Annotated in this window: 16 protein-coding genes; 10 read left to right on the top strand and 6 right to left on the bottom strand. The window is 48.4% G+C overall.

What is annotated here, in order from left to right; all coding sequences use genetic code 11:
* Positions 1-91: 91 nt before the first annotated feature.
* Positions 92-1135 (bottom strand): cytochrome-c peroxidase, encoded by a 1044-nt coding sequence (locus tag H608_RS0113295; RefSeq protein WP_028788104.1) that lies wholly within the window; start codon positions 1133-1135, stop codon positions 92-94.
* Entirely contained in the window at positions 1135-1542 is a 408-nt protein-coding gene (arfB, locus tag H608_RS0113290) for an alternative ribosome rescue aminoacyl-tRNA hydrolase ArfB (protein WP_038008419.1), read from the bottom strand. The genes H608_RS0113295 and arfB overlap by 1 nt, the downstream gene beginning before the upstream one ends.
* 125 nt (positions 1543-1667) lie before the next feature.
* On the opposite strand from arfB, the gene dtd reads away from it, so the two are divergent.
* A complete protein-coding gene (gene dtd, locus H608_RS0113285) occupies positions 1668-2120 on the top strand; it encodes a D-aminoacyl-tRNA deacylase (protein ID WP_028788102.1) in 453 nt (150 codons plus the stop codon).
* A gap of 134 nt (positions 2121-2254) precedes the next feature.
* Here the strand turns inward: dtd and H608_RS0113280 are convergent, their stop codons facing one another.
* Positions 2255-2527 (bottom strand): hypothetical protein, encoded by a 273-nt coding sequence (locus tag H608_RS0113280; protein WP_028788101.1) that lies wholly within the window; start codon positions 2525-2527, stop codon positions 2255-2257.
* Positions 2528-2682: 155 nt separating this feature from the next.
* On the opposite strand from H608_RS0113280, the gene H608_RS0113275 reads away from it, so the two are divergent.
* The 5 genes from H608_RS0113275 (at position 2683) to H608_RS0113255 (ending at position 6624) form a co-directional block, all read left to right on the top strand.
* Positions 2683-3009: a nucleotide pyrophosphohydrolase gene (locus H608_RS0113275; protein WP_028788100.1), complete on the top strand. Its 327-nt coding sequence runs from the start codon at positions 2683-2685 to the stop codon at positions 3007-3009.
* A 36-nt stretch (positions 3010-3045) separates the two neighbouring features.
* Positions 3046-4032 carry a YihY/virulence factor BrkB family protein gene (locus H608_RS22335; RefSeq protein ID WP_051268301.1) on the top strand — a complete coding sequence of 329 codons (987 nt, stop codon included), beginning with the start codon at positions 3046-3048 and terminating at the stop codon, positions 4030-4032.
* A gap of 23 nt (positions 4033-4055) precedes the next feature.
* The gene (locus tag H608_RS0113265) at positions 4056-4529 is read left to right on the top strand and encodes a hypothetical protein (protein WP_028788099.1); all 474 of its coding nucleotides are present in this window, start codon (positions 4056-4058) and stop codon (positions 4527-4529) included.
* Positions 4530-4573: 44 nt separating this feature from the next.
* Positions 4574-6019 (top strand): glycine--tRNA ligase, encoded by a 1446-nt coding sequence (locus H608_RS0113260; protein WP_028788098.1) that lies wholly within the window; start codon positions 4574-4576, stop codon positions 6017-6019.
* 149 nt (positions 6020-6168) lie between these two features.
* Positions 6169-6624 carry a DUF1569 domain-containing protein gene (locus H608_RS0113255; RefSeq protein ID WP_051268299.1) on the top strand — a complete coding sequence of 152 codons (456 nt, stop codon included), beginning with the start codon at positions 6169-6171 and terminating at the stop codon, positions 6622-6624.
* A gap of 181 nt (positions 6625-6805) precedes the next feature.
* On the opposite strand, the gene H608_RS0113250 is transcribed toward H608_RS0113255, so the two are convergent.
* Complete coding sequence (locus H608_RS0113250) at positions 6806-7522, bottom strand: ferredoxin--NADP reductase (protein ID WP_028788096.1); 717 nt, start codon at positions 7520-7522, stop codon at positions 6806-6808.
* A gap of 224 nt (positions 7523-7746) precedes the next feature.
* Here H608_RS0113250 and H608_RS0113245 point away from each other — a divergent pair, with 224 nt between their 5' ends.
* From H608_RS0113245 to H608_RS0113235, 3 genes are all read left to right on the top strand, one after another.
* Positions 7747-8082, top strand: a complete 336-nt coding sequence (locus H608_RS0113245) for a hypothetical protein (protein ID WP_028788095.1) — start codon at positions 7747-7749, stop codon at positions 8080-8082.
* A 471-nt stretch (positions 8083-8553) separates the two neighbouring features.
* Positions 8554-11961, top strand: a complete 3408-nt coding sequence (gene mfd, locus H608_RS0113240) for a transcription-repair coupling factor (protein ID WP_028788094.1) — start codon at positions 8554-8556, stop codon at positions 11959-11961.
* Positions 11962-12038: 77 nt separating this feature from the next.
* Positions 12039-17420, top strand: coding sequence for a S8 family serine peptidase (locus tag H608_RS0113235; protein ID WP_028788093.1), 5382 nt, complete (start codon positions 12039-12041; stop codon positions 17418-17420).
* A gap of 72 nt (positions 17421-17492) precedes the next feature.
* Here the strand turns inward: H608_RS0113235 and H608_RS0113230 are convergent, their stop codons facing one another.
* On the bottom strand, positions 17493-17702 hold the full coding sequence (locus tag H608_RS0113230) for a hypothetical protein (RefSeq protein ID WP_028788092.1): 210 nt from the start codon (positions 17700-17702) through the stop codon (positions 17493-17495).
* A 185-nt stretch (positions 17703-17887) separates the two neighbouring features.
* On the opposite strand from H608_RS0113230, the gene H608_RS0113225 reads away from it, so the two are divergent.
* Complete coding sequence (locus H608_RS0113225) at positions 17888-19051, top strand: tetratricopeptide repeat protein (protein WP_028788091.1); 1164 nt, start codon at positions 17888-17890, stop codon at positions 19049-19051.
* 50 nt (positions 19052-19101) lie between these two features.
* Here the strand turns inward: H608_RS0113225 and gyrB are convergent, their stop codons facing one another.
* The gene (gene gyrB / locus H608_RS0113220; protein WP_028788090.1) at positions 19102-21081 is read right to left on the bottom strand and encodes a DNA topoisomerase (ATP-hydrolyzing) subunit B; all 1980 of its coding nucleotides are present in this window, start codon (positions 21079-21081) and stop codon (positions 19102-19104) included.
* Positions 21082-21177 lie beyond the last annotated feature (96 nt).

Genomic DNA, 21177 nt, shown 5'->3' with positions numbered 1-21177 from the left:
CAAATGTGAAAATGTTTGTCAGGCGCGAGGCTAGTCCTCGCGCTTTTTTGTGGCTGTAGTCCATTTCCACATTTACACATTTTCACATTGTCTACGGCCGGCCCAGCGCCGGATTCCGCACAAACCCCGTATCGGTCAGGGTGCCCATGAATTCGACCAGCTGGCGGATCTCGGTGTCGGTCAGGGGAATGCCGCCGGTCAGTTGCGGATCAAGGGTGGGGCCGGATTGTACGTTGCTGCGGTAATGAATGAGGCACTGCGCAAGTGTATTGAAGCGGCCATCGTGCATATAGTTATTGCTTACGGCCACATTGCGCAACGACGGCACTTTGAAAAGCAAAGAATCTCTCGATTGGCGGGTCGTCATCATTTTCCCGAAATCATTTAACGCCGGATCAACAGGAAGACCATTGTTGCGGAAACGATGATCGGTGAACAATGGTTCGGTATGGCAACTGTTACATTTGACAAGAAACAAGGCATAACCGCTTTGTTCATTGGCTGTGAAACTTGCCTCGCCTCTTTTTACACGATCATATTTTGAATCGGCCGATAGCAGCGAACCGGTGAACTGCTCAAGTGCTTTCAATATATGATCCGGTTGAATGAATTGCGTGCCGAATACCTTTTTAAAAGCCGCACGATAAGCAGGATCGGCCTGTAATTTTCGAGTAACGCCGGTAAATGATTCCGCCATTTCAATATGGCCATTGATCGGTTGTGCTATGGCTGCATAAATAGAAGCATAAGCGCTGTCCCAATGATAGCCTTTTTGCCAGGCAAGATTGAACAGTGGTGGCGCATTGCGAAGCGTATGGGAATTATTGTAACCGTGTGCGCGGTCGTGATCGAACAAGCCAAAAGCCGCTTCCTGCTGGTGGCAGGACGAGCAGGGAAAATTGCCGTCGAGCGAGAGCCGGCCATCATAAAACAATTTTCTTCCCAGTTCAAATCCCTCTTTGGATAAAGGGTTGCCGGCAAAACGGAAAGAGGGGTCAGGAAATCCTGCAGGAACTGTTTGTGCGAGATAGGTAAGGCTGTTTGGATTGTCGGATTTCCGGCAACCGGATGCGAGGTAGCCGAGTGCGATTGTGAGAACGAGCAACGACACTATGGTGGTAAACAATCTTGACATTAAAAGTCTCCCGGTTTGAATTTGCGGCGGTCAGCCTTGCGGGTGGTCTGTCTTTTCTTTGACTCCAATCTCTTCTCTTTCGCTGCTTTGCTTACGCGTGTGGCAATGCGTGGCTTCTTTTTTGCCAGCGCTTCTCCGATCAATTGATGCATGCGGAGTGTGGCTGTTTCTTTATTGTAAAGCTGCGTGCGATGTTCCTGCACTTTGAACTGCAACCAGCCTTCGCTGTTGATGCGGTTGGCCAGTTTTACAGCGATCAGGTCTTTTTGTTCCGCCGTCAGTATCGCGGAATTTTGTATGTGAAAGGCCGCAATGACGGCTGTTTCAACTTTGTTTACGTTTTGCCCGCCTTTGCCGCCGCTGCGGGTGGTCTGGTAAACGATTTCACGGGAAATATCGGGAGCCATGTAATTCAAAATTCAAAAGTCAAAATTCAAAAAGGTCAATGGTGAATAGTGAATAGACAGCCAGTGCTGTTTAACCTTACACCGTATGCCTTCCACCTTCTACCTTCGCATAAAGATACAAACTTATGAGAGCTGTGATACAACGCGTGACGGAGGCATCGGTGAAGATCGATGGTGCCATTAACGGAGAAATAGCAAACGGATTGTTGATCCTGCTGGGCGTCGAAGCGGCAGATGGTCCTGATGATATCAGTTGGCTCAGTGCAAAGATTGCCGGGTTGCGTATTTTCAATGACGAACAAGGTGTGATGAACCGTTCCGTTGTGGAAATTGACGGAGGCATTCTGCTAATCAGTCAGTTTACACTTTTCGCTTCCACGCGCAAAGGCAATCGTCCTTCCTATATCCGCGCGGCAAAGCCGGAGCTTGCCATTCCTTTATATGAATCATTTGTAGCTGCGTTGTCAGCGGCCATCGGCAAGCCTGTAGCGACCGGTGTTTTCGGAGCGGATATGAAAGTGTCGTTGCTGAATGATGGACCGGTGACGATTTTGATTGATAGCAAACAGCGGGAATAGGTCAATAAGTCAATAAGTGAATAAGTCAATATGTGAATAGTGAATAGTGAATAGTGAATAGTCAATAGTGAAGGATCGCTAAACATTGTGGCTGTTCGTTTTCAAATTTTCAAATCATCAAATTTTCAAATTAGCTAGATGCCTATTTTCTCGGAGTAAGTCTGCCCGTTTTTCATCCGGATCATCACGAAGAATATTTTTTCATTCACCGTTACCGTAAAATTGAAATCCTGCGCATTGAGATCTTTCTGTTCTACCACACGATGTCCCCTGGCCGTCCATACCATTATACTATGCATCGGTTGCTGGCTGCGGATCGTGATTTGCCTGCCGTGCGTAAGAATGCGAAAGGGTTTGGCAATACTGTCGCCCACAGGCACTGCAGCTTGCAGGTTGAGTGGATTCATTTGACCTAAACAAATGAATATCAGTAAGTAAACAATCCATTTAAGGCTCGCCTTCCGTTGCATTGAATCAGGGTTAGTAGTGTCAGAAATGTGGAAAGTCTGTGGATAACGCCAAGAATCATGCTATATTGCAAGGAAGTTCTAAATACTTTGTTATGACTATTCGCGAAGCACAGGATACGGTTGACCAATGGATAAAAACGGTAGGTGTTAAATATTTCAGTGAGTTGACCAACCTTGCCATACTTACTGAAGAGGTGGGAGAACTCGCCCGCCTGATGGCACGGCAGTACGGCGACCAGTCTTTCAAAGAATCCGACAACGGCCGCGAGCTCGGTGATGAGATGGCCGATGTATTGTGGGTATTACTTTGCCTGGCCAACCAAACAGGTGTAGATCTCACGACCGCGTTGCAGAAAAATTTGGATAAAAAAACGCAACGCGACAGCGAAAGGCATCGCAACAATCCTAAATTACAGTGAGTTCAGTTTGGCATTATGTATGATTAATAATGAAATATGCCACTTAAAAATACCTGGAAACTCCTCAAACAGTCTATTACCGATTTCTCCAACGACCGCGCCATCAAACTGAGTGCGGCACTGGCCTATTATACTATTTTTTCCTTACCAGGTCTTATCATTATCATCATATGGGTGAGTGATCTGTTCTATGGAAAAGAAGCGGTTGAGGGAAGTATATACGGACAGATAGCCGGGTTTGTGGGACAAGACGCGGCGCTGCAGGTACAGGAGATTATCCGCAACGCTTCCCTGAGCAACGAAAGCGGTTTTGCCACGGTGGTAGGTCTGGTCACGCTCATCATTGGTGCCACGAGCGTGTTTGGAGAAATACAGGATTCCATCAACCTGATCTGGCATCTCAAAGCCAAACCGCGAAAAGGCAGGGGATGGCTTAAACTTATTATTAACCGTTTATTGTCCTTCTCTGTAGTCGTATCGTTGGGATTTTTATTGCTGGTATCATTGATATTAAACGGTATGATGGACGTGCTCATCGGGCGACTGACGCAGTTATTTCCCGAAACGCAGGTGATACTGGCTTATATCGTGAATGTGCTGTTGACGTTTGCGATCACCGCTTTTCTTTTTGGTCTTATTTTTAAAGTATTGCCGGACGCCCGCATTCGCTGGCGGCACGTACGCGCGGGGGCGTTTACTACTGCCGCTTTGTTCATGATAGGAAAGTTCCTGATCGGTCTTTACCTGGGTCAAAGTAAAATGTCTTCAGCCTACGGCGCTGCAGGCTCCGTGATCGTGATCCTGTTGTGGGTATATTATTCGGCGATCATTCTTTATTTCGGTGCGGCTTTTACCCGCGCTTACGCCATAAGCCAGGGGTCGCATATTTATCCGAATAATTATGCGGTATGGATCGAACAGGTGGAAGTGGAGAGTGAAAAATCGATCCAGGCACAACCATCCGTAGCCGCACAAAATGCCGCCGAGCCGGTGCAAAAACCTGGTGAATCTGCAACGGAATGACACGAACAGTTGTCAGAAATTGCATGACTACGAAAACGATCCTTACTATCTGTCTGCTCACGCTGATGGCATGCCGGAGAGGCGGCGATGCTTCCTCTTCTCCCTGCGTTGACATGTCTACGTGCGCGGACGTGAACTGCCAGCCCGCCACCAATCTGTTTAAGTTTGTATTGCTGGATGAAGAAACGGGCGAAGACCTCGTATTTGCAACTAATCCCCTTCTACAACCCTCGGATATTACGGTGAGCAACAATGCCGGAATCGAATTGGCGGTAACAGCCTATAACCGGTCATTCGGAGCGGCGCATTTGTCTGTAGAGACTGGTAAGAATCAGGTGAAGGACACGCTTTTTCTCGAAATCCAGGGACAGCGTATCTATACCCTCTATCCGCGTTTCTGCAACGTTAGCTGCTGTACTCCCATGGCCTACGAACTCCGCACGCAAAAAGGCGATGTGAAACGCCGCAGCGAACACATTTTTCCTCTTACCTACTAGCGGAAGCATACGGCAAAGGCTCTGTTCGCTTATCTTTGCGGCCTATGGCAAACGATACGAATAAGTTCCAGGCAATTATCTCTCATTGTAAAGAGTACGGTTTTATTTTTCCCAGCAGCGAGATCTATGATGGTCTGCAGGCTGTATATGACTATGGTCAGATGGGGGCCGAACTCAAAAAGAACATCAAAGATTACTGGTGGAAGAGCATGACGCAATTGCACGATAATATCGTGGGCATCGACGCGGCTATTTTTATGCATCCCACCACCTGGAAAGCCAGCGGTCACGTGGACAATTTCAACGATCCCATGATCGATAACAAAGACAGTAAAAAACGTTATCGCGTAGACCACCTGATCGAAGCACATGCCGAGCTGATGGAAAAAGATGGTCGTGATGATGAGGCCAAAGGCATGCTCAACGAAATGGACAGGCTGCTGGCCAAGGATGATTTTGAAGGATTAAAAAAACTCATCCTCGACCGCGGTGTCAAATGCCCGATCAGCGGCACTTCCAACTGGACCGATATCCGCCAGTTCAACCTGATGTTTGCGACCGAATTCGGTGCCGTCAGTGAAGAAGGCGATGATAATAAAGTATACCTGCGTCCCGAAACGGCGCAAGGCATTTTTGTAAACTTCCTCAATGTGCAGAAAACCGGCCGCATGAAAATACCTTTTGGTATTGCCCAGATCGGTAAGGCTTTCCGCAACGAAATCGTGGCGCGTCAGTTCATCTTCCGCATGCGCGAATTCGAGCAGATGGAAATGCAATTCTTCGTGCGTCCCGGCACGCAGAAAGAATGGTATGAATACTGGAAAGAGCAGCGCCTGCAATGGCACCTGAGTCTCGGTTTGCCTGCAGAGAACTATCGTTTCCATGATCATATCAAACTGGCACACTATGCCGATGCTGCCTGTGACATTGAATTCAACTTCCCGATTGGTTTCAAAGAGCTGGAAGGTATTCACAGCCGCACGGATTTCGACCTGAGCCGTCACCAGGAATTCAGTAAGAAAAAACAACAATATTTCGATACCGAGATCAACCAGAATTATATTCCTTATGTGATCGAAACATCTATCGGTCTCGACCGGATGTTCCTGGCCGTGGTAAGCAATTCGTACGAGGAGCAGGACCTGAGCACACCGGAAAAACCAGACAGCCGAGTGGTAATGAAATTGCCTGCGAAACTGGCGCCGATCAAGATGGCCGTGTTGCCATTGGTTAAGAAGGACGGCTTGCCAGATATCGCACGGGAAATTATCAAAGATTGTCGGTCTTCCTTCCGTTGTTTTTTTGAGGAAAAAGATGCGATAGGAAAGCGCTACCGCCGTATGGATGCAATAGGAACACCTTTCTGCGTAACGGTCGATTACCAAACGAAAGAAGACAATACGGTTACCATCCGTCACCGCGACTCGATGGAGCAGGAGCGTGTGCCGGTCAGCAAGCTGAAGGAGATGGTGTTGGCGGCGATAGAGTGAAGGTATAAGGTGGAAGGCGTAAGGTATAAGGCATGGGCATAGGGGTGTAGGTTTTGGGGAACAGCCGCTGAACGTTATTAACTAATCCCTTGGTTCGTGTATACACGAACCAAGGGATTAGTGCGTACTATTTATTCACGATTGACAATATGGAAATAAAAAATCTTTTCGACGAAGCTGCTTACCGCGATATCGTCCAACGTATCGAACAATTAACGCCTTCGGTGAATCGTGTTTGGGGTAAAATGGATGTGTCGCAGATGCTCGCGCATTGCACCAGGATATTTGACATACCGAACAGCGGGAAGCCAATACCTCGTATGTTTCTCGGACGTATCCTCGGCCCGCTGATGCGGCCTTTTTTGTACAGCGAAAAACCCTGGAAACAAGGTTTACCAACAGCTCCCTATCTCAAAATCGCCGATCAGCGGGAATTTGATAAAGAGAAAGCATTGCTCCTTCAGCAGATTCAGCACTTTTATGAATTGGGTCCGGGCAAGGCCGGCCGTTATCCGCATCCGTTCTTCGGAAAAATGACCTCCGATCAATGGGGTAAGTCAATGTGGAAACACCTCGATCACCATTTGCGCCAGTTCAGCGCTTGACCGGGGAATAAATCAATGAGTGAATATATAGACGTGAATCATAATTCCCTGGTTCGTGTATACACGAACCAGGGCGGTTGAATCTTTCGACCAGGTAAACTTACTACTTAGCGCCTTTGCTCCTTATGCCTCTTTGCGTGAAAAAGGCATCGCATAGCGGAACGCTTCCTTGAATTTTGAATTACCCATATAGCTCCAGGTGTATTGCCTTCCGGTCGTATCCCATTTTCTGAATACGTTCCTTCGCCTCGTCGATCATATTTTTCCAGCCACATAAGAAAAAAGTCGCGTCCTGCCGGCCGCAGCAATGTTCTTCATAGATGGCATGGACATAACCGCGTTTGCCTTCCCACTCTTCACGGGAAAGCGTAGGGATATAATGGAAGTTCTCCAATTCCAGGGAGCGCAACTCATCATAATATAATAAATCCTGCTGCGTACGGCAGCCATATATAATATAAATGCCTTTGTGCGGAATATTCTCTCTGTGCAGATGATGAACCATACTGCGGAACGGTGCGATGCCGGTACCGGTACACACCAGGAATAGTTCTTTCTGCAGATTTTCTTCGCTCAGCGTAAATACACCCTGCGGCCCGCGGATCTGAAGTTCCGATCCCACTTTTATTTCATTGAATATATAGGTAGAGCCCAATCCTCCATCGACCAGCACGATCACCAGTTCAAAAACATTCGTTCCGTCGGGCCAACTCGCGATGGAATAACTGCGCCATCGTTTATTGGGTTTTTCATGAATCGGCAGATCGAGGGTTACAAACTGTCCCGGAATGAACTCGAAGTGTTCCAATTCAGGAATTTCGATCCAGTAGCGGTTGGTATTATATGTTTCCTTTTCGATACGCACCACTTTACCGGTACGCCAGGGTTGTGCAGCCATAGCAAGCTTATTTCCTACAATGTACGAAAAGCTCAGTGGTTGTTTGAGGGTAGCAAAAACCTGCATCGTAGATTTCCCGGCGGCAGACTGAGTTAACCCCTAAATGAGTGATTATGTATTGAGTTATCCACAGAAAAAAGCCATTGGCATAGTAGTTGAAAATGTTCTGGCAGCTACCTCTTACCACCGGAGATCGTTCTTTATCATCTTTAAGTTCTTGAGCAATGGAAAAAAGACTCCTGGTGCTGGCCGCCTTTATTGGAATGGTCAGTCTGATGTTTGCCTTCCGTTCCGGTCAGGGCAACGCACAAAATAGTATTATTCAAGGCGGTATCACAGGTAAGGTTTCACCTCCTGACGGTGGTATTTCCGTATGGGCCGCCAGCACTACCGATACTGTTCGCGGACTGATCAGCAGTGTTGGTTCGTTTTCGTTGCAGGTAAAGCCCGGCACCTACCGGCTATTTATCGACGCTAAAGAACCTTTTAAAGATGTGACATTGGAAAATCTTGAAGTAAAAGATCAGCCGCTGGATGTCGGCGAGATCGTTTTACAATAATTCAAAATTCAAAAGTCAAAATTCAAAAAGACCACTGGCTGAACGCTGGATCTTTTTTTGACTTTTGAATTAAAAAATATTTCTCACTTGGACGGTTCGGAATATCCATTGCCCTGGCTTTCGCCGGGGCAATTCTTTTTTGCACCCGGATGAATCGATTCAAAAATCAGAAAATTGCTGCTATGCGATATTCTTGTCACGCAAAGGGGCATAAGGAGCAAAGGCGCTAAGTTGCAAACCCGCGATGTTTCTTTTTGAATTTTGACTTTGCTCACGGCTTTCGCCGGGGCAATTCTTTTACCAGGGCATATAATTCAAAATTCAAAAATGAGTGCTGTTATGCGATCTGCATGTCACGCAAAGAGGCATAAGGAGCAAAGGCGCTAAGTTGCAAGCCCGCCCGACGCGCTTTTTGACTTTTGACTTTTGACTTTTGACTTTTGAATTTGCCTTAACTTTGCCCCAGCATCTATGAGTTTTGAATTGTTGCAGTTGTACCAGCATTCACCCGCCCTTTTTCAAGTAGCGGACAAGCTGACCTATGCCCAACCCCAGATACTCCATCTTTCCCAGCTCCATGGCAGTGCCCCAGCTTTTATTGCTGCTTCCGTGTTTGGCCACCCGGCCTGCGCTCAGCTCAATCACCTGATCATCCTGAATGATGCGGAAGACGCGGCTTATTTTTTCAACAGCCTGGAAAGCCTGACCGGTGGACTCGACATTTTTTATTTCCCTTCCTCGTTTAAAAACCGCAAGAACTATGAGTTACTCAACTCTTCGCATGTAATGCTGCGGACGGAAGCGCTCACCCGTATCGCCGGAGGCGGAAATAAAAAAGTTCTTATCACACATCCGGAAGCGCTGTTCGAGAAAGTAGTGTTGCCCACTACGCTTTCCGCCAATATCATTCATATCAAGTCGGGCGATGTACTCGATACCAACCAGCTTTTGCTGAAACTCACCGACTACGGCTTCCAACGAACCGATTTCGTGTACGAACCCGGACAGTTTGCTATCCGGGGCGGCATCCTCGATATTTATTCTTACGGAAATGATAAACCTTACCGCATCGAACTCTTCGGCAATGATGTAGACTCGATACGGATCATCGATCCCGAAACACAGCTCAGCGAACGCAAGCTGCTGCAGGTAAGCATCATTCCCAACGTTGAAACCCAATTCGAATCCGACGAACAGGTTTCGTTAATGGAGTTTCTTCCCGAAAACACCGTTGTGTGGGTGGAAGATTATCAGCTTTGCCGCGAACGTCTCGAAGCTGCCGGCGACGATCTGCAGGCCTTTCTCCGTTTGAAACACGAACAGCCCGTTACCCATTCAAAAAAAGAACAGGAAGAAGAAGAGGATAAACTGCGCAAGAAAAATGTAAAAGAAGACGATTTTATTTCTGCAGCATTATGGGAAACGCAGGTCAGCACACGCCACCTGGTAGAGTTTGGCGCGCACAATACCACGCCTTCCATTACCGCCGAAATTGCTTTTCATACCAAAGCGCAGCCCGCCTTCAACCGCCAGTTTGATCTGCTCATCCGCGATCTCAAGGGCTGGGAAGAGAAAGGTTTCCGCCTTTGCATTTTTGCAGAGAACCCGCGTCAGCTGGAACGTCTGCAAACGATTTTTGATGACCTTAAGTCGGAACTCGTTTTCGATCCGGTCGTGTCTTCCATTCACGAAGGATTTGTGGATGAAGATGTTAAACTCGTTTGTTATACCGATCACCAGATTTTCCAGCGGTATCACAAATACAAAGTCAAGCAGGCCTACAATAAAAACAAGGCACTTACGCTCCGCACGCTCCGCGAATTACAACCCGGCGATTACGTCACACATATCGATCATGGTGTTGGTGTGTACAGCGGCTTGCAGAAGATCGAAGCCAATGGCCGCATGCAGGAAGCTGTCCGTATTATTTATAAAGACAGCGATATTTTGTATGTAAACATCAACTCGCTGCACAAAATTGCCAAGTACACCGGCAAGGAAGGTAGTGTGCCCAAGGTGAACAAACTCGGAAGCGATGCGTGGGCAAGACTGAAAGAAAAAACAAAAACCAAGGTCAAGGAAATTGCCTTCGACCTGATCAAGTTATATGCACAGCGCAAAGCGCAGGAAGGCTTTGCGCATTCACCTGATAATTACCTGCAGACAGAACTCGAAGCTTCTTTCATTTACGAGGACACGCCAGACCAAAGCAAGGCAAGCGCCGATGTAAAAAAAGATATGGAACAACCCTCCCCGATGGACCGCCTCGTGTGCGGCGATGTGGGTTTTGGTAAAACAGAGATCGCTGTCCGTGCGGCGTTTAAAACCAATGTGGACGGCAAACAGGCCGCCATATTGGTGCCGACAACAATCCTCGCCTTCCAGCACTATAAAACTTTCAAAGACCGGTTAAAAGATTTTCCCGTTACGGTCGACTATATCAACCGGTTCAAAACGGCGAAAGAGAAAAAGGATACGCTCAAACGTCTCGAAGAAGGAAAGATCGATATTCTTGTAGGCACACATGGTATCCTGGGAAAAGATGTGAAGTTCAAAGATCTCGGTCTGCTGATCGTGGATGAAGAACAGAAGTTTGGTGTGGCACACAAGGAAAAGATCAAGACCCTGCGTACCACCGTGGATTCATTGACGTTGACCGCTACACCAATACCACGCACGTTACAGTTCTCCTTAATGGGCGCGCGCGACCTGAGCATCATCAATACGCCGCCGCCCAACCGCCAGCCCATCCAGACGGAAGTGGCCGTATACAACGAAGATGTGATCCGCGATGCGATCTATTACGAAACCGAACGCGGCGGGCAGGTCTTCTTTATTTATAACCGCATCAGTGGTCTTGCAGAAATGTCGGCCATCATCCAGGGGCTTTGTCCTGACCTCAGCGTCAGCTATGCACACGGCCAGATGGAAGGACATGTACTCGAAGAAAAAATTCTCGATTTCATCGAAAGAAAATACGATGTATTGGTTTGTACCAATATCGTGGAAAGTGGTGTGGACATTCCCAACGTCAATACCATCATCATCAACAATGCGCATCATTTCGGACTGAGTGATCTTCACCAGCTGCGTGGGCGGGTGGGGCGCAGTAATAAAAAAGCGTTCTGTTACCTGCTCGCTCCGCCGATGAGCACGTTGCCGCCCGATTCGCGTAAACGTTTGCAGACACTCGAGCAGCACAGCGAACTCGGCAGCGGTTTCCAGATAGCCATGCGCGACCTCGATATCCGTGGCGCAGGCAACCTGCTTGGTGGCGAACAAAGCGGTTTCATGGCCGAGATCGGTTTTGAAATGTACCAGAAAGTACTCGAAGAAGCGATCCGCGAATTGAAACGCACGGAATTCAAAGACCTCTTTAAAGAGGAGATTTCCAAACAAGATGATTTCGTGCAGGATTGTACCATCGACACCGATCAGGAGATTCTCATTCCGGATAGTTATGTCGAAAGTATCACGGAACGTTTGTCGCTTTATCAACGCATGGACAACTGCGAGAATGATGAAGAACTGGATATGATGCGGCAGGAGCTGGCCGACCGTTTTGGTCCTGTACCTCCGCAGGTCGATGACCTGTTTACCACCGTAAGATGCAGGCGCCTGGCCGTTGAACTCGGATTTGAAAAAATGTCGCTTAAAGATGATGTCTTGCGTTGTTTCTTTATCAACCGTCCGGATTCACCTTATTTTGAATCTGATCTGTTCCAGCGAGTGATCGCCTTCCTGCAAACCGGCACCAATAAAGGCCGTCTCAAACAAACAGGCCGTCTGTTTCTTTTGATAGCCGAACCGATCCGCGATATGAAGGAGATGTTTGACTTCCTGAAACTTATGCATAGCCAGGTGGTGCAGACCGACTGACGGAACATCTGCCAATAAGGGTTTGTCGTATATAAGAATACCTTCATTTAATGTATCTTTATTGACAAACCAGACTTATGAGACGATATCCAATTCCCTTGATGGCTGCGCTTTTCTCGTGCCTGCTTGCGGGTGCACAGCAGCAGGATTATACCCTGCAATTGAAAAGCGGCGCTTTTGTGCCGGAAAGGAATATTACGGATCAGCAACTTACCGCCTTGTCGTCAAAGGCTCCACGGATCGACGAACGATTTTTCCTTTTTATACAATTTGAAAAACTGCCGGATGCAGCCAGCCGCGAACGTCTCAAAAAAGCCGGTATCGATCTGCAGGATTATATAACCGGTAACGCCTTCACGGCCGTCTGTACATCTGTTCCCTCAAAAAATATATTGGAAGCTGCCGGTGTGCGCGCATTGATACTTCCCGAAGCGCGTCAGAAGATGGACGTTTCTTTGCAAAACGGATTGTTTCCCTCTTATGCCGTGACGGTGCCTGGTACTGTGGATGTGGCCATTAGTTTTCCCGAAGGCTTTAGCTGGGAAACAGTGCGTAAGACATTAACGGATCTTCGCTTCGATATTTTGTCCACCGATTTTCTTTCGGCGCGGCTTGTGCGTTTGCGCGTGGCTGCCCTGCGTGTGCAGGAGCTTGCTTCATTGCCTTGCATCGAGTATGTGCAACCGGCTTTACCGGCGGATCGTACGCTGAACAACAGCAGCCGGGCGAATTCCAAAGCCACGGTATTACAGTCATCTACCGGCCGTAATCTCAAAGGTCAGGGGGTAGTGATTGGTGTAGGCGACGACGCCGATCCTCTGCAGCATGCAGATATTCAGTCGCACCTGATCAACCGTTCTTCGAGTGTGGGCAACTGGCATGGGATACATGTAATGGGGACAACCGCGGGGTCAGGCATTATCGATGAAAGATATACGGGTTATGCACCTGAAGCGACCATTGTAGCGCAGACCTTTTCCAATATTCTTACCAACACGCCGGCATATGTAAAGGATTATGGGATGGTTATTACCAATAACTCGTATGGAAATATTGTTGATGATTGTAATTCATTCGGTAAGTACGATCTGTATTCACGCGTTGTGGATCAGCAGATCAATAGTTATCCGGCGCTTCAGCACGTGTTTGGTTCGGGCAACAGCGGTACTTATACCTGTTCTCCGTATGCCACGCAATTCAGTAATGTACTTGGCGCGTATCAAAGTGCTAAGAATGTTATTACCGTAGGCAATACGACCAGTTCCGGTATGATTGCTAATAATTCGAGCCGCGGTCCGGTGCGTGACGGGCGTATCAAGCCGGAAGTAATGGCACAAGGCACACTGGTAATGTCTACCGTTTCGATCAATATTTATGGTACCAATAGCGGCACGAGTATGGCCTCTCCGGCTGTTGCCGGCGGACTTGCGTTGCTCTATCAACGTTATCGTCAGTTGCATGGCAATGCCAATCCGCGTAACGGACTAATGAAGGCGCTTATCTGTAACGGAGCGGCTGATCTCGGAAATCCGGGTCCCGATTATCGTTATGGTTTTGGCTGGATGGATCTGCAACGTTCGGTGCTGATGCTTGAAGCCAATAATTATCAGCACGACTCATTGTCCCAGGGCGATACAAAAAACATTACGTTTAATGTACCTGCGGGACTGGCGCAGTTGAAAGTAATGTTGTACTGGAATGATCCGGCAGCATCTGTATTGGCTAACCCTGCTTTGGTGCATGACCTGGATCTGGAAGTTATTACACCTTCCGTTACCATGTATCCCCAATTGCTCGATACGGTTCCTTCCATGGTAAATAACGTTGCTTTAACGGGTCCCGATCATGTGAACAATATCGAGCAGGTAGTGATCAACGCGCCTGTTGCCGGCACATATACATTCGTTGTCAAAGGAACACGCGTAACACAATCGCCGCGTCAGGATTATTTCCTCGTATACGATACACTGCCTGTAGTCACAAGACTTACTTATCCCGTCGGAGGCGAATATACAAGTCCCGGTGACGTGTTGCCTATCGCCTGGGATTCCTATGGGCTACCGGCCAATACTTTTACTGTGGAATACACCACTGACGGTATTACCTGGAATGTGATCGACGCAGCAGTGCCTGCGGACATCCGCCGGATCAACTGGACGGTGCCCTCTGTAGTAACCAGTCAGGCACAAATACGGGTAACCAGAAACAGCACGGCAATGACCAGCACGGGCGGAACATTCTCGATCATCGGCACACCGGTGATAAGTATGGGAACCGTGCAATGTGAGTCTTATATTAATATTGACTGGACGGCTGTTGCAGGCGCTACAGCTTACGAATTATTTATTCAGCGCGGAAATGAAATGGTTTCGGTAGCAACAGTTCCTCCCTCCACCACTACATATTCATTTTCGGGTTTATCACGTGATTCCCTGTATTGCGTTACCGTGCGGGCAAACTTTGGCACATTCCACGGCCGCAGAGCCAGAGCTGCATCTGCTTTACAACCATCCGGTGGTACCTGCAGCGGTAATATTTCCGACAATGATCTGAAGATGGTATCACTCCGTGCTCCCTCAAGCGGACGGCAATTAACGGCTACCGCCTTGACAGCCGCCACACCGGTAACGGTACGGATCAAAAACCTGGATGATGCACCTGTCGCGTCATTGCAGGTGCGGTATTATGTAAATGGTGTATTGCAGGCTACTGAAACGCCTGCCGGATTGCCGCTGGCGGGTCAGGCTACACTCGATCATACATTTACCACTACTTATAATTTTTCTGCTGCCGGTGATTATGATGTTAAAGCGGAAGTGGTCAATTTGTCTGCATCCGATCCTGTTGCGGCCAACGATACAATTACTCAATTGATCCGGCAATTGCCAAACGCACCGGTGGTAATAAGTCTCGGAAATGATTTTACCGATAACATCGAAGCTGCCGACTCGGCGGAATACATTGCGCCGGTAACAGGATTAAGAGGCGCCGGGCGATACGATCTTGTTTCGTCAACAGCTTATGGCCGCGTGCGCACGTTTGTCAACAGTGGTATAGCAAATGGTCAGCGCGGACTGACGCTCGATGCAGACCGCTTCAATGGCGGAGGTACGGCAGACTCGTTGAAAGGAACATTCAACCTGGCTGGTTACAATGCCACAACACAGGATATACGTCTCGATTTTCTATATAAACATCATGGACAACTCGACAACAATGCCAACCGTGTATGGGTAAGAGGCAGCGACCTGGATCCCTGGATACAGGTATATGACCTCTATGCCAATCAAAGCGATCCCGGTGTTTTTCGCAGAAGCAGCAGCCTGGAAGTAAGCGATGCGCTGGTGGCGGCAGGACAAGCCTTCACGTCAAGCTTCCAGGTGCGTTGGGGCCAATGGGGACAGATACAAACAGCGGACAACGAAAATGCGGCGGGTTATACACTGGATGATGTTCATTTTTATATCGTGGCAAATGATATGCAGATGGTGAGCATCGATACGCCGGTGGTGGCAAGCTGTGGTCTTGATAACAATGTGCCGGTGCGTATCAGGGTGCGTAACAGCGTGAATACAGCAGTGACCGATGTACCGGTGCGTTACCAGGTAGATGCAGGAGGGGTAGTGAACGGAACGATCGCCTCTATTCCGGGTAATGGAACAGCGGTTTACCAGTTTCCGGCGACTGCTGATCTGTCGGCCCCCGGTACGCATACGGTAAAAGCGTGGGTCGATTTCCCCGGCGATACGTATCGCGATAATGATACGGTTATCGTGACGATCATCAACTCACCGGTGATCACCACCTTCCCGCATCTGCAGAACTTTGAAACAGGTGATGGTGGATGGTATACAGGGGGTAAAAAATCTTCTTGGGAATATGGTACGCCTGCATCCACCAAAATAAGCCGTGCCGCAAGCGGCGCGAAAGCCTGGAAAACCCGCCTTGCAGGCAATTACAACGATGGCGAACTTTCTTATCTCTATTCTCCCTGTTATGATGTTACCGGCATGACAGCTCCCACACTCAGCATGCACCTTGCGCTGGACGCGGAAGATTGCGGCAACGGATCATTCTGCGACGGAGCATGGATGGAATATTCAATCAATGGTGTCGACTGGCAGCGATTAGGAGCAGTGGGTGAAGGCACTAACTGGTATAACAGAAATTATCCCGCTAATCCGGTGTGGAGCATACAGGATTATACCAGATGGCATGTAGCCACTATTCCATTGCCAACGGGAGTAAGCCGCCTTCGTTTACGGATGGTGATGAACTCCGATCCTTATGTTAACCGGGAAGGGGTAGGCATCGATGATATACATATCTATGACAACACCAAAGGAATTTATGATGGTATAACGATGGCAGCGCCTACGCCTGCTGCTGCGGTAAGCGGTAACAACTGGATTGATTTTACGGAAAATGATAAACTGGTTGCCTCCGTAAATGCAAACGGATTGACGCTTGGCAATACTACCGCGCAGGCATATATCCATACGGGAAACGTACGCAACAACAACGGTCAATACTATCACAACCGGAATATTACCGTCAAACCCGTCAACACCACACAACCAGATTCAGCGATCGTACGATTCTATTTCCTCGATACCGAAACCGAAGCATTGATTGCTGCGACGGGTTGTGGCGGCTGTACCAAACCGGCACAGGTAGTGGAGCTTGGCGTATCGAAGTTCACGCATACCGATAAAAACATTGAAGACGGAGACATCGATAACAATACGGGAGGCGAGTGGTTATTCATTGCGGCAGACAGAGCAATGAAAGTGCCCTTTGACAAAGGTTACTATGCAGAATTCAATGTGCGTAATTTCTCCGAATTCTGGCTGAACAACGGTGGGCCTGATCGCAATACACCATTGCCTGTTCAACTGCTGGCTTTCAATGCCATCAAAACGGCGGATGGCAAAAACGCGGAACTGACCTGGAGTACCGCAGCAGAAGTTGGGGTAACAAGATTTGAAATACAGGTGGCGAAAGGAAATGAGGCGCTGAACAACCAGCAATTCGTGACGCTCGGATTTTTGCCGGCCAATGGTGCGCCTGGCTTGGAACGTCAATACAATTACACCGATGGGGAAAGCAACAAATCAGGCGTTCGTTATTACCGGTTGAAAATTGCGGAAGCCGATGGCAGCTTTACCTATTCGGATATACGTCCGGTGGTGTTCAATGCAGAAATGAACTGGCAGCTCTATCCGAACCCATCTGCGGGTGAAATGTATTTTGTTTACCAGGCAGAGGCCGGTTCAAAAGTACCGGTGCGGATCTTTGATGCAACGGGACGCGTGGTGAAACAAACGGAGTTTTCCGGAAATGGATTTATTCAGAAGCAGGTGCTGGTATTGCCGCGGGCAAAATACCCGGCCGGTCTTTACCTGGTAGAAGCAGGAACCGGCAAAAATAAATCGGTGTTCCGCATCATGTTACAATAATAATTTATGAAGATAAAAGCAAAGCCGGCGATAAGCCGGCTTTTACTATTATAAGAACATAAGTCGTTAAGATCAATCTTCCCAACCTTTCTTCGCGATGCCTGCAGCAATAGCAGCCAGCGCCTTCTCCTGCCCGAGCAGAGTGGTCAGCTTGTTGCCCTTGCCATCATTGCCCTGCGCCATGTACGCACCTTTGGCTGTTTTAGTGATAACAGCATCCTGGATGGTTACACCTTTTTCTTTAGTCTTTACATTGTAAGCGGTAAGAGTTACATCTGCCATGATTCGAAGTTTTAGTATTAAAAAAATCCTTTCTGGGTTTTGAAAGGTACGCGTTTTCGATGTTATAGTCTGTCTAAAAGCGTGCCTAATTGTCACCATGTCTAATTGCTTGACATTCAATTGTAAATTTCAATATATAACGCCTTTTTTTCTCAGAATTCCAGTATCTTTTTCGGAAAAACTGCATGAAACAGGTACTGCAATATTTCCTGTTAACGGGATTGCTGGTTTTTGCCGGTAGGAGTTTTGCCGTTGCACAGGACGCTTATGACCGCTACGAACTCGTTTCGCTACAGCAGCAGCAGGATTACGAAGGAGCTATAAAATACCTTCAACAATTCACGGCTGCTTATGCGGGCACGCCGATCTACGTCACTGATCTCGGATATAGCTACTACCAGAATAATCAATATGCGGAGGCAAGAACCTGGCTAGAACGCGCGTTGAAACTAAATCCGGTTTACGCTCCTGCCTTGCTGTACCTCGCGCAGCTCAATTACGAAGAAAAAGATTTCGCAGAGTCACTGGGTTATTACAAAAAATTGTTGCAGTTGTATCCCGGACGATGGCGTTTTCATCAGCAGGCAGCTACGGTATTCCTGCAAATGGGTTATGCAGATTCCGCTGCAAAATATTTGCAGGAAGCTTATCGCCTCAACCCTCAGGCGGGAACGGCTTTACTCGGATTGACGGATGTATTGGTGCGGCAAAATAAAATACAGCAAGCGGATAGCCTGCTCACTGTTTTCTTGTCGCGCGATACAACGGACCGGAACGTCATTGCCCGAAAAACGGAACTCGCCTTTAAGCTGGAAAAAAAGGAAGAGGTGGTGCGTTGGGGTGAAACATTGCTGAGAGACAGTGTGTATGTAACCGATCCTTTTATTTACCTGTCGGCTGTGTACATAGCGCAGCAGCGTTACCAGGATGCAATTGGTGTTTGTGAATGGTTACTCACCACTAATCGCGCCGGTCAGTCGGTGTTTTACTATGCTGCATTAGGATACGCGGGACTCAATGACCGGGAACAAAGCAACCGGTTGTTGTCACTGTGTGTGCGCATGAGTTTAAAAGAAGATGCGATAGTATATTGGAATGCGCAGGCTGAAAATTATATTGCGCTGAAGCAATACAACACGGCCATTGCCTGCCATGATTCAGCATGGTATGTGTTTCAACGCCCTGTTCATTTGTATGCGGCCGGTTATATTGCCGAGATGTATTTGAAGGACAACAGGAAGGCGGCATTGTACTATCGCCGGTTTAAAAAATTTGCAGGAGCAGGCAAAGAAATGCCGGATGAAAAACTGCTTCGTTATGTGGATGCCTGGTTGCGGGTGCATCCATAAAAAAAGTCCCCGCGGTATGGCAGGGACTTGTATGCGTTGAAATGATTTTGTCAGATATCGAGCTTGGCGTATTTCGCGTGGCTTTCGATGAACTCGCGGCGGGGAGCTACTTCATCGCCCATCAGCATGCTGAAGATGCGATCAGCTTCTGCTGCGCTTTCGATGGTTACCTGTTTCAGTGTGCGGGTATCGGGGTTCATCGTTGTTTCCCAGAGCTGGTCGGCGTTCATCTCACCCAAACCTTTGTAACGCTGGATGTTCACTGAATCTTCTTTACCACCACCGAGTTTTTCCACCAGGGCTTTGCGCTGTGTTTCGTTGAAAGCGTAGGCAGCTTCTTTTCCTTTTTTCACGAGGTAAAGAGGAGGTTGTGCGAGGTAAACATAACCCTGTTCCACCATTGCTTTCATATAACGGAAGATAAAGGTCAGGATCAGTGTGGCGATGTGGCTTCCGTCCACGTCGGCATCCGTCATGATGATTAGCTTATGATAGCGGAGTTTAGTGAGGTTGAGTTCTTTCGGGTCTTCGGGTGTGCCTACGGTTACGCCGAGTGCGGTGTACATGTTGCGGATCTCTTCGTTCTCGTAGATTTTGTGTTCCATGGCTTTTTCTACGTTGAGGATCTTACCACGGAGGGGAAGAATAGCCTGGAAGCTGCGGTCGCGGCCCTGCTTGGCAGTACCACCGGCCGAGTCACCTTCGACAAGGAAGAGCTCGCATTTTTCTGCATCGCGATCGGAGCAGTCGGCAAGTTTGCCGGGCAATCCGCCACCGGTGAGAACAGTTTTACGTTGTACGAGTTCACGTGCCTTGCGGGCGGCGGCGCGTGCCTGTGCGGCCAGGATCACTTTGGCTACGATGGATTTGGCTTCTTTGGGATTTTCTTCGAGATAAGCTTCGAGTACTCTGCTTACCGTTGAATCAACCACGCCCATTACATCGCTGTTACCAAGTTTGGTTTTGGTCTGACCTTCGAATTGCGGTTCGGGCACTTTCACGGAAATGATAGCGCTGAGTCCTTCGCGGAAGTCATCACCTTCGATTTCCACTTTTGCTTTTTCGAAAAGGCTGTTGCGGTCGCCGTAAGCTTTGAACACGCGGGTAAGTGCGCGGCGGAAACCGGACACGTGTGTACCACCTTCGATGGTGTTGATGTTGTTAACGTAGCTGTAGATATGTTCGGCGTAGCTGTTGTTATAGCTGAGTGCTACTTCCACGGCCACGTTGGTGTTGTTGTCGTGTCCTTCTACGGAGATCACTTTCGGGATAAGGGTAGTGCGGCCGGCGTTGGTATCGAGCATTTCCACGAACTCCACGATGCCGCCTTCGCTGAAGAAACTTTTGGTGTAAGGTTGTCCGTCTTCTTCCTGTTCACGGAGATCGGTGAGGTTGATGCGCACGCCTCTGTTGAGGAATGACAATTCGCGTAAACGGCCTTCGAGAATCTCTTTGTTGTAAACGGTAGAGGTAAAAATGGTATCGTCGGGCCAGAACTGTACGCGTGTACCGGTGTTCTCGCTTTCGCCGACTACGCGGACAGGATATTGGGGAACGCCGATGCGGTATTCCTGTTCGAAAACTTTTCCTTCGCGCTGAACGGTAACGTGCAGATGTGTACTGAGGGCGTTCACGCAACTCACACCCACACCGTGCAGACCGCCGGAGACCTTGTAGGTGTCTTTGTCGAATTTACCACCTGCGTGCAATACGGTCATTACGATCTCGAGGGCAGACTTCTGTTCTTTGGTGTTGATGCCGGTGGGGATACCGCGGCCATCATCCTGCACAGAAATAGAATTGTCTTCGTGGATGGTGACATCGATATTGCGGCAGTAACCGGCCAGGGCTTCGTCGATGGAGTTGTCTACTACCTCATAAACGAGGTGGTGCAGACCCTTGACACCGATATCTCCGATATACATCGCAGGACGTTTACGCACTGCTTCCAGACCTTCCAGCACCTGGATACTGTCGGCTCCGTAACCACCGCTTTGCGGGGCAACGGGTTCTTTGATTTCTTCGCTCATAAATTGGGTAAAATCCTGTCGTTAAATTCAAAAAAACAAGACCTGCAAATCTACGAAAAATCGGCCGTAGAGCGGGGTTTTGGGGCGTGTTTTTTG

This window comes from Terrimonas ferruginea DSM 30193 (assembly GCF_000425585.1).
Lineage (GTDB): Bacteria > Bacteroidota > Bacteroidia > Chitinophagales > Chitinophagaceae > Terrimonas > Terrimonas ferruginea.
This window is presented reverse-complemented; position numbering and strand designations above follow the sequence as displayed.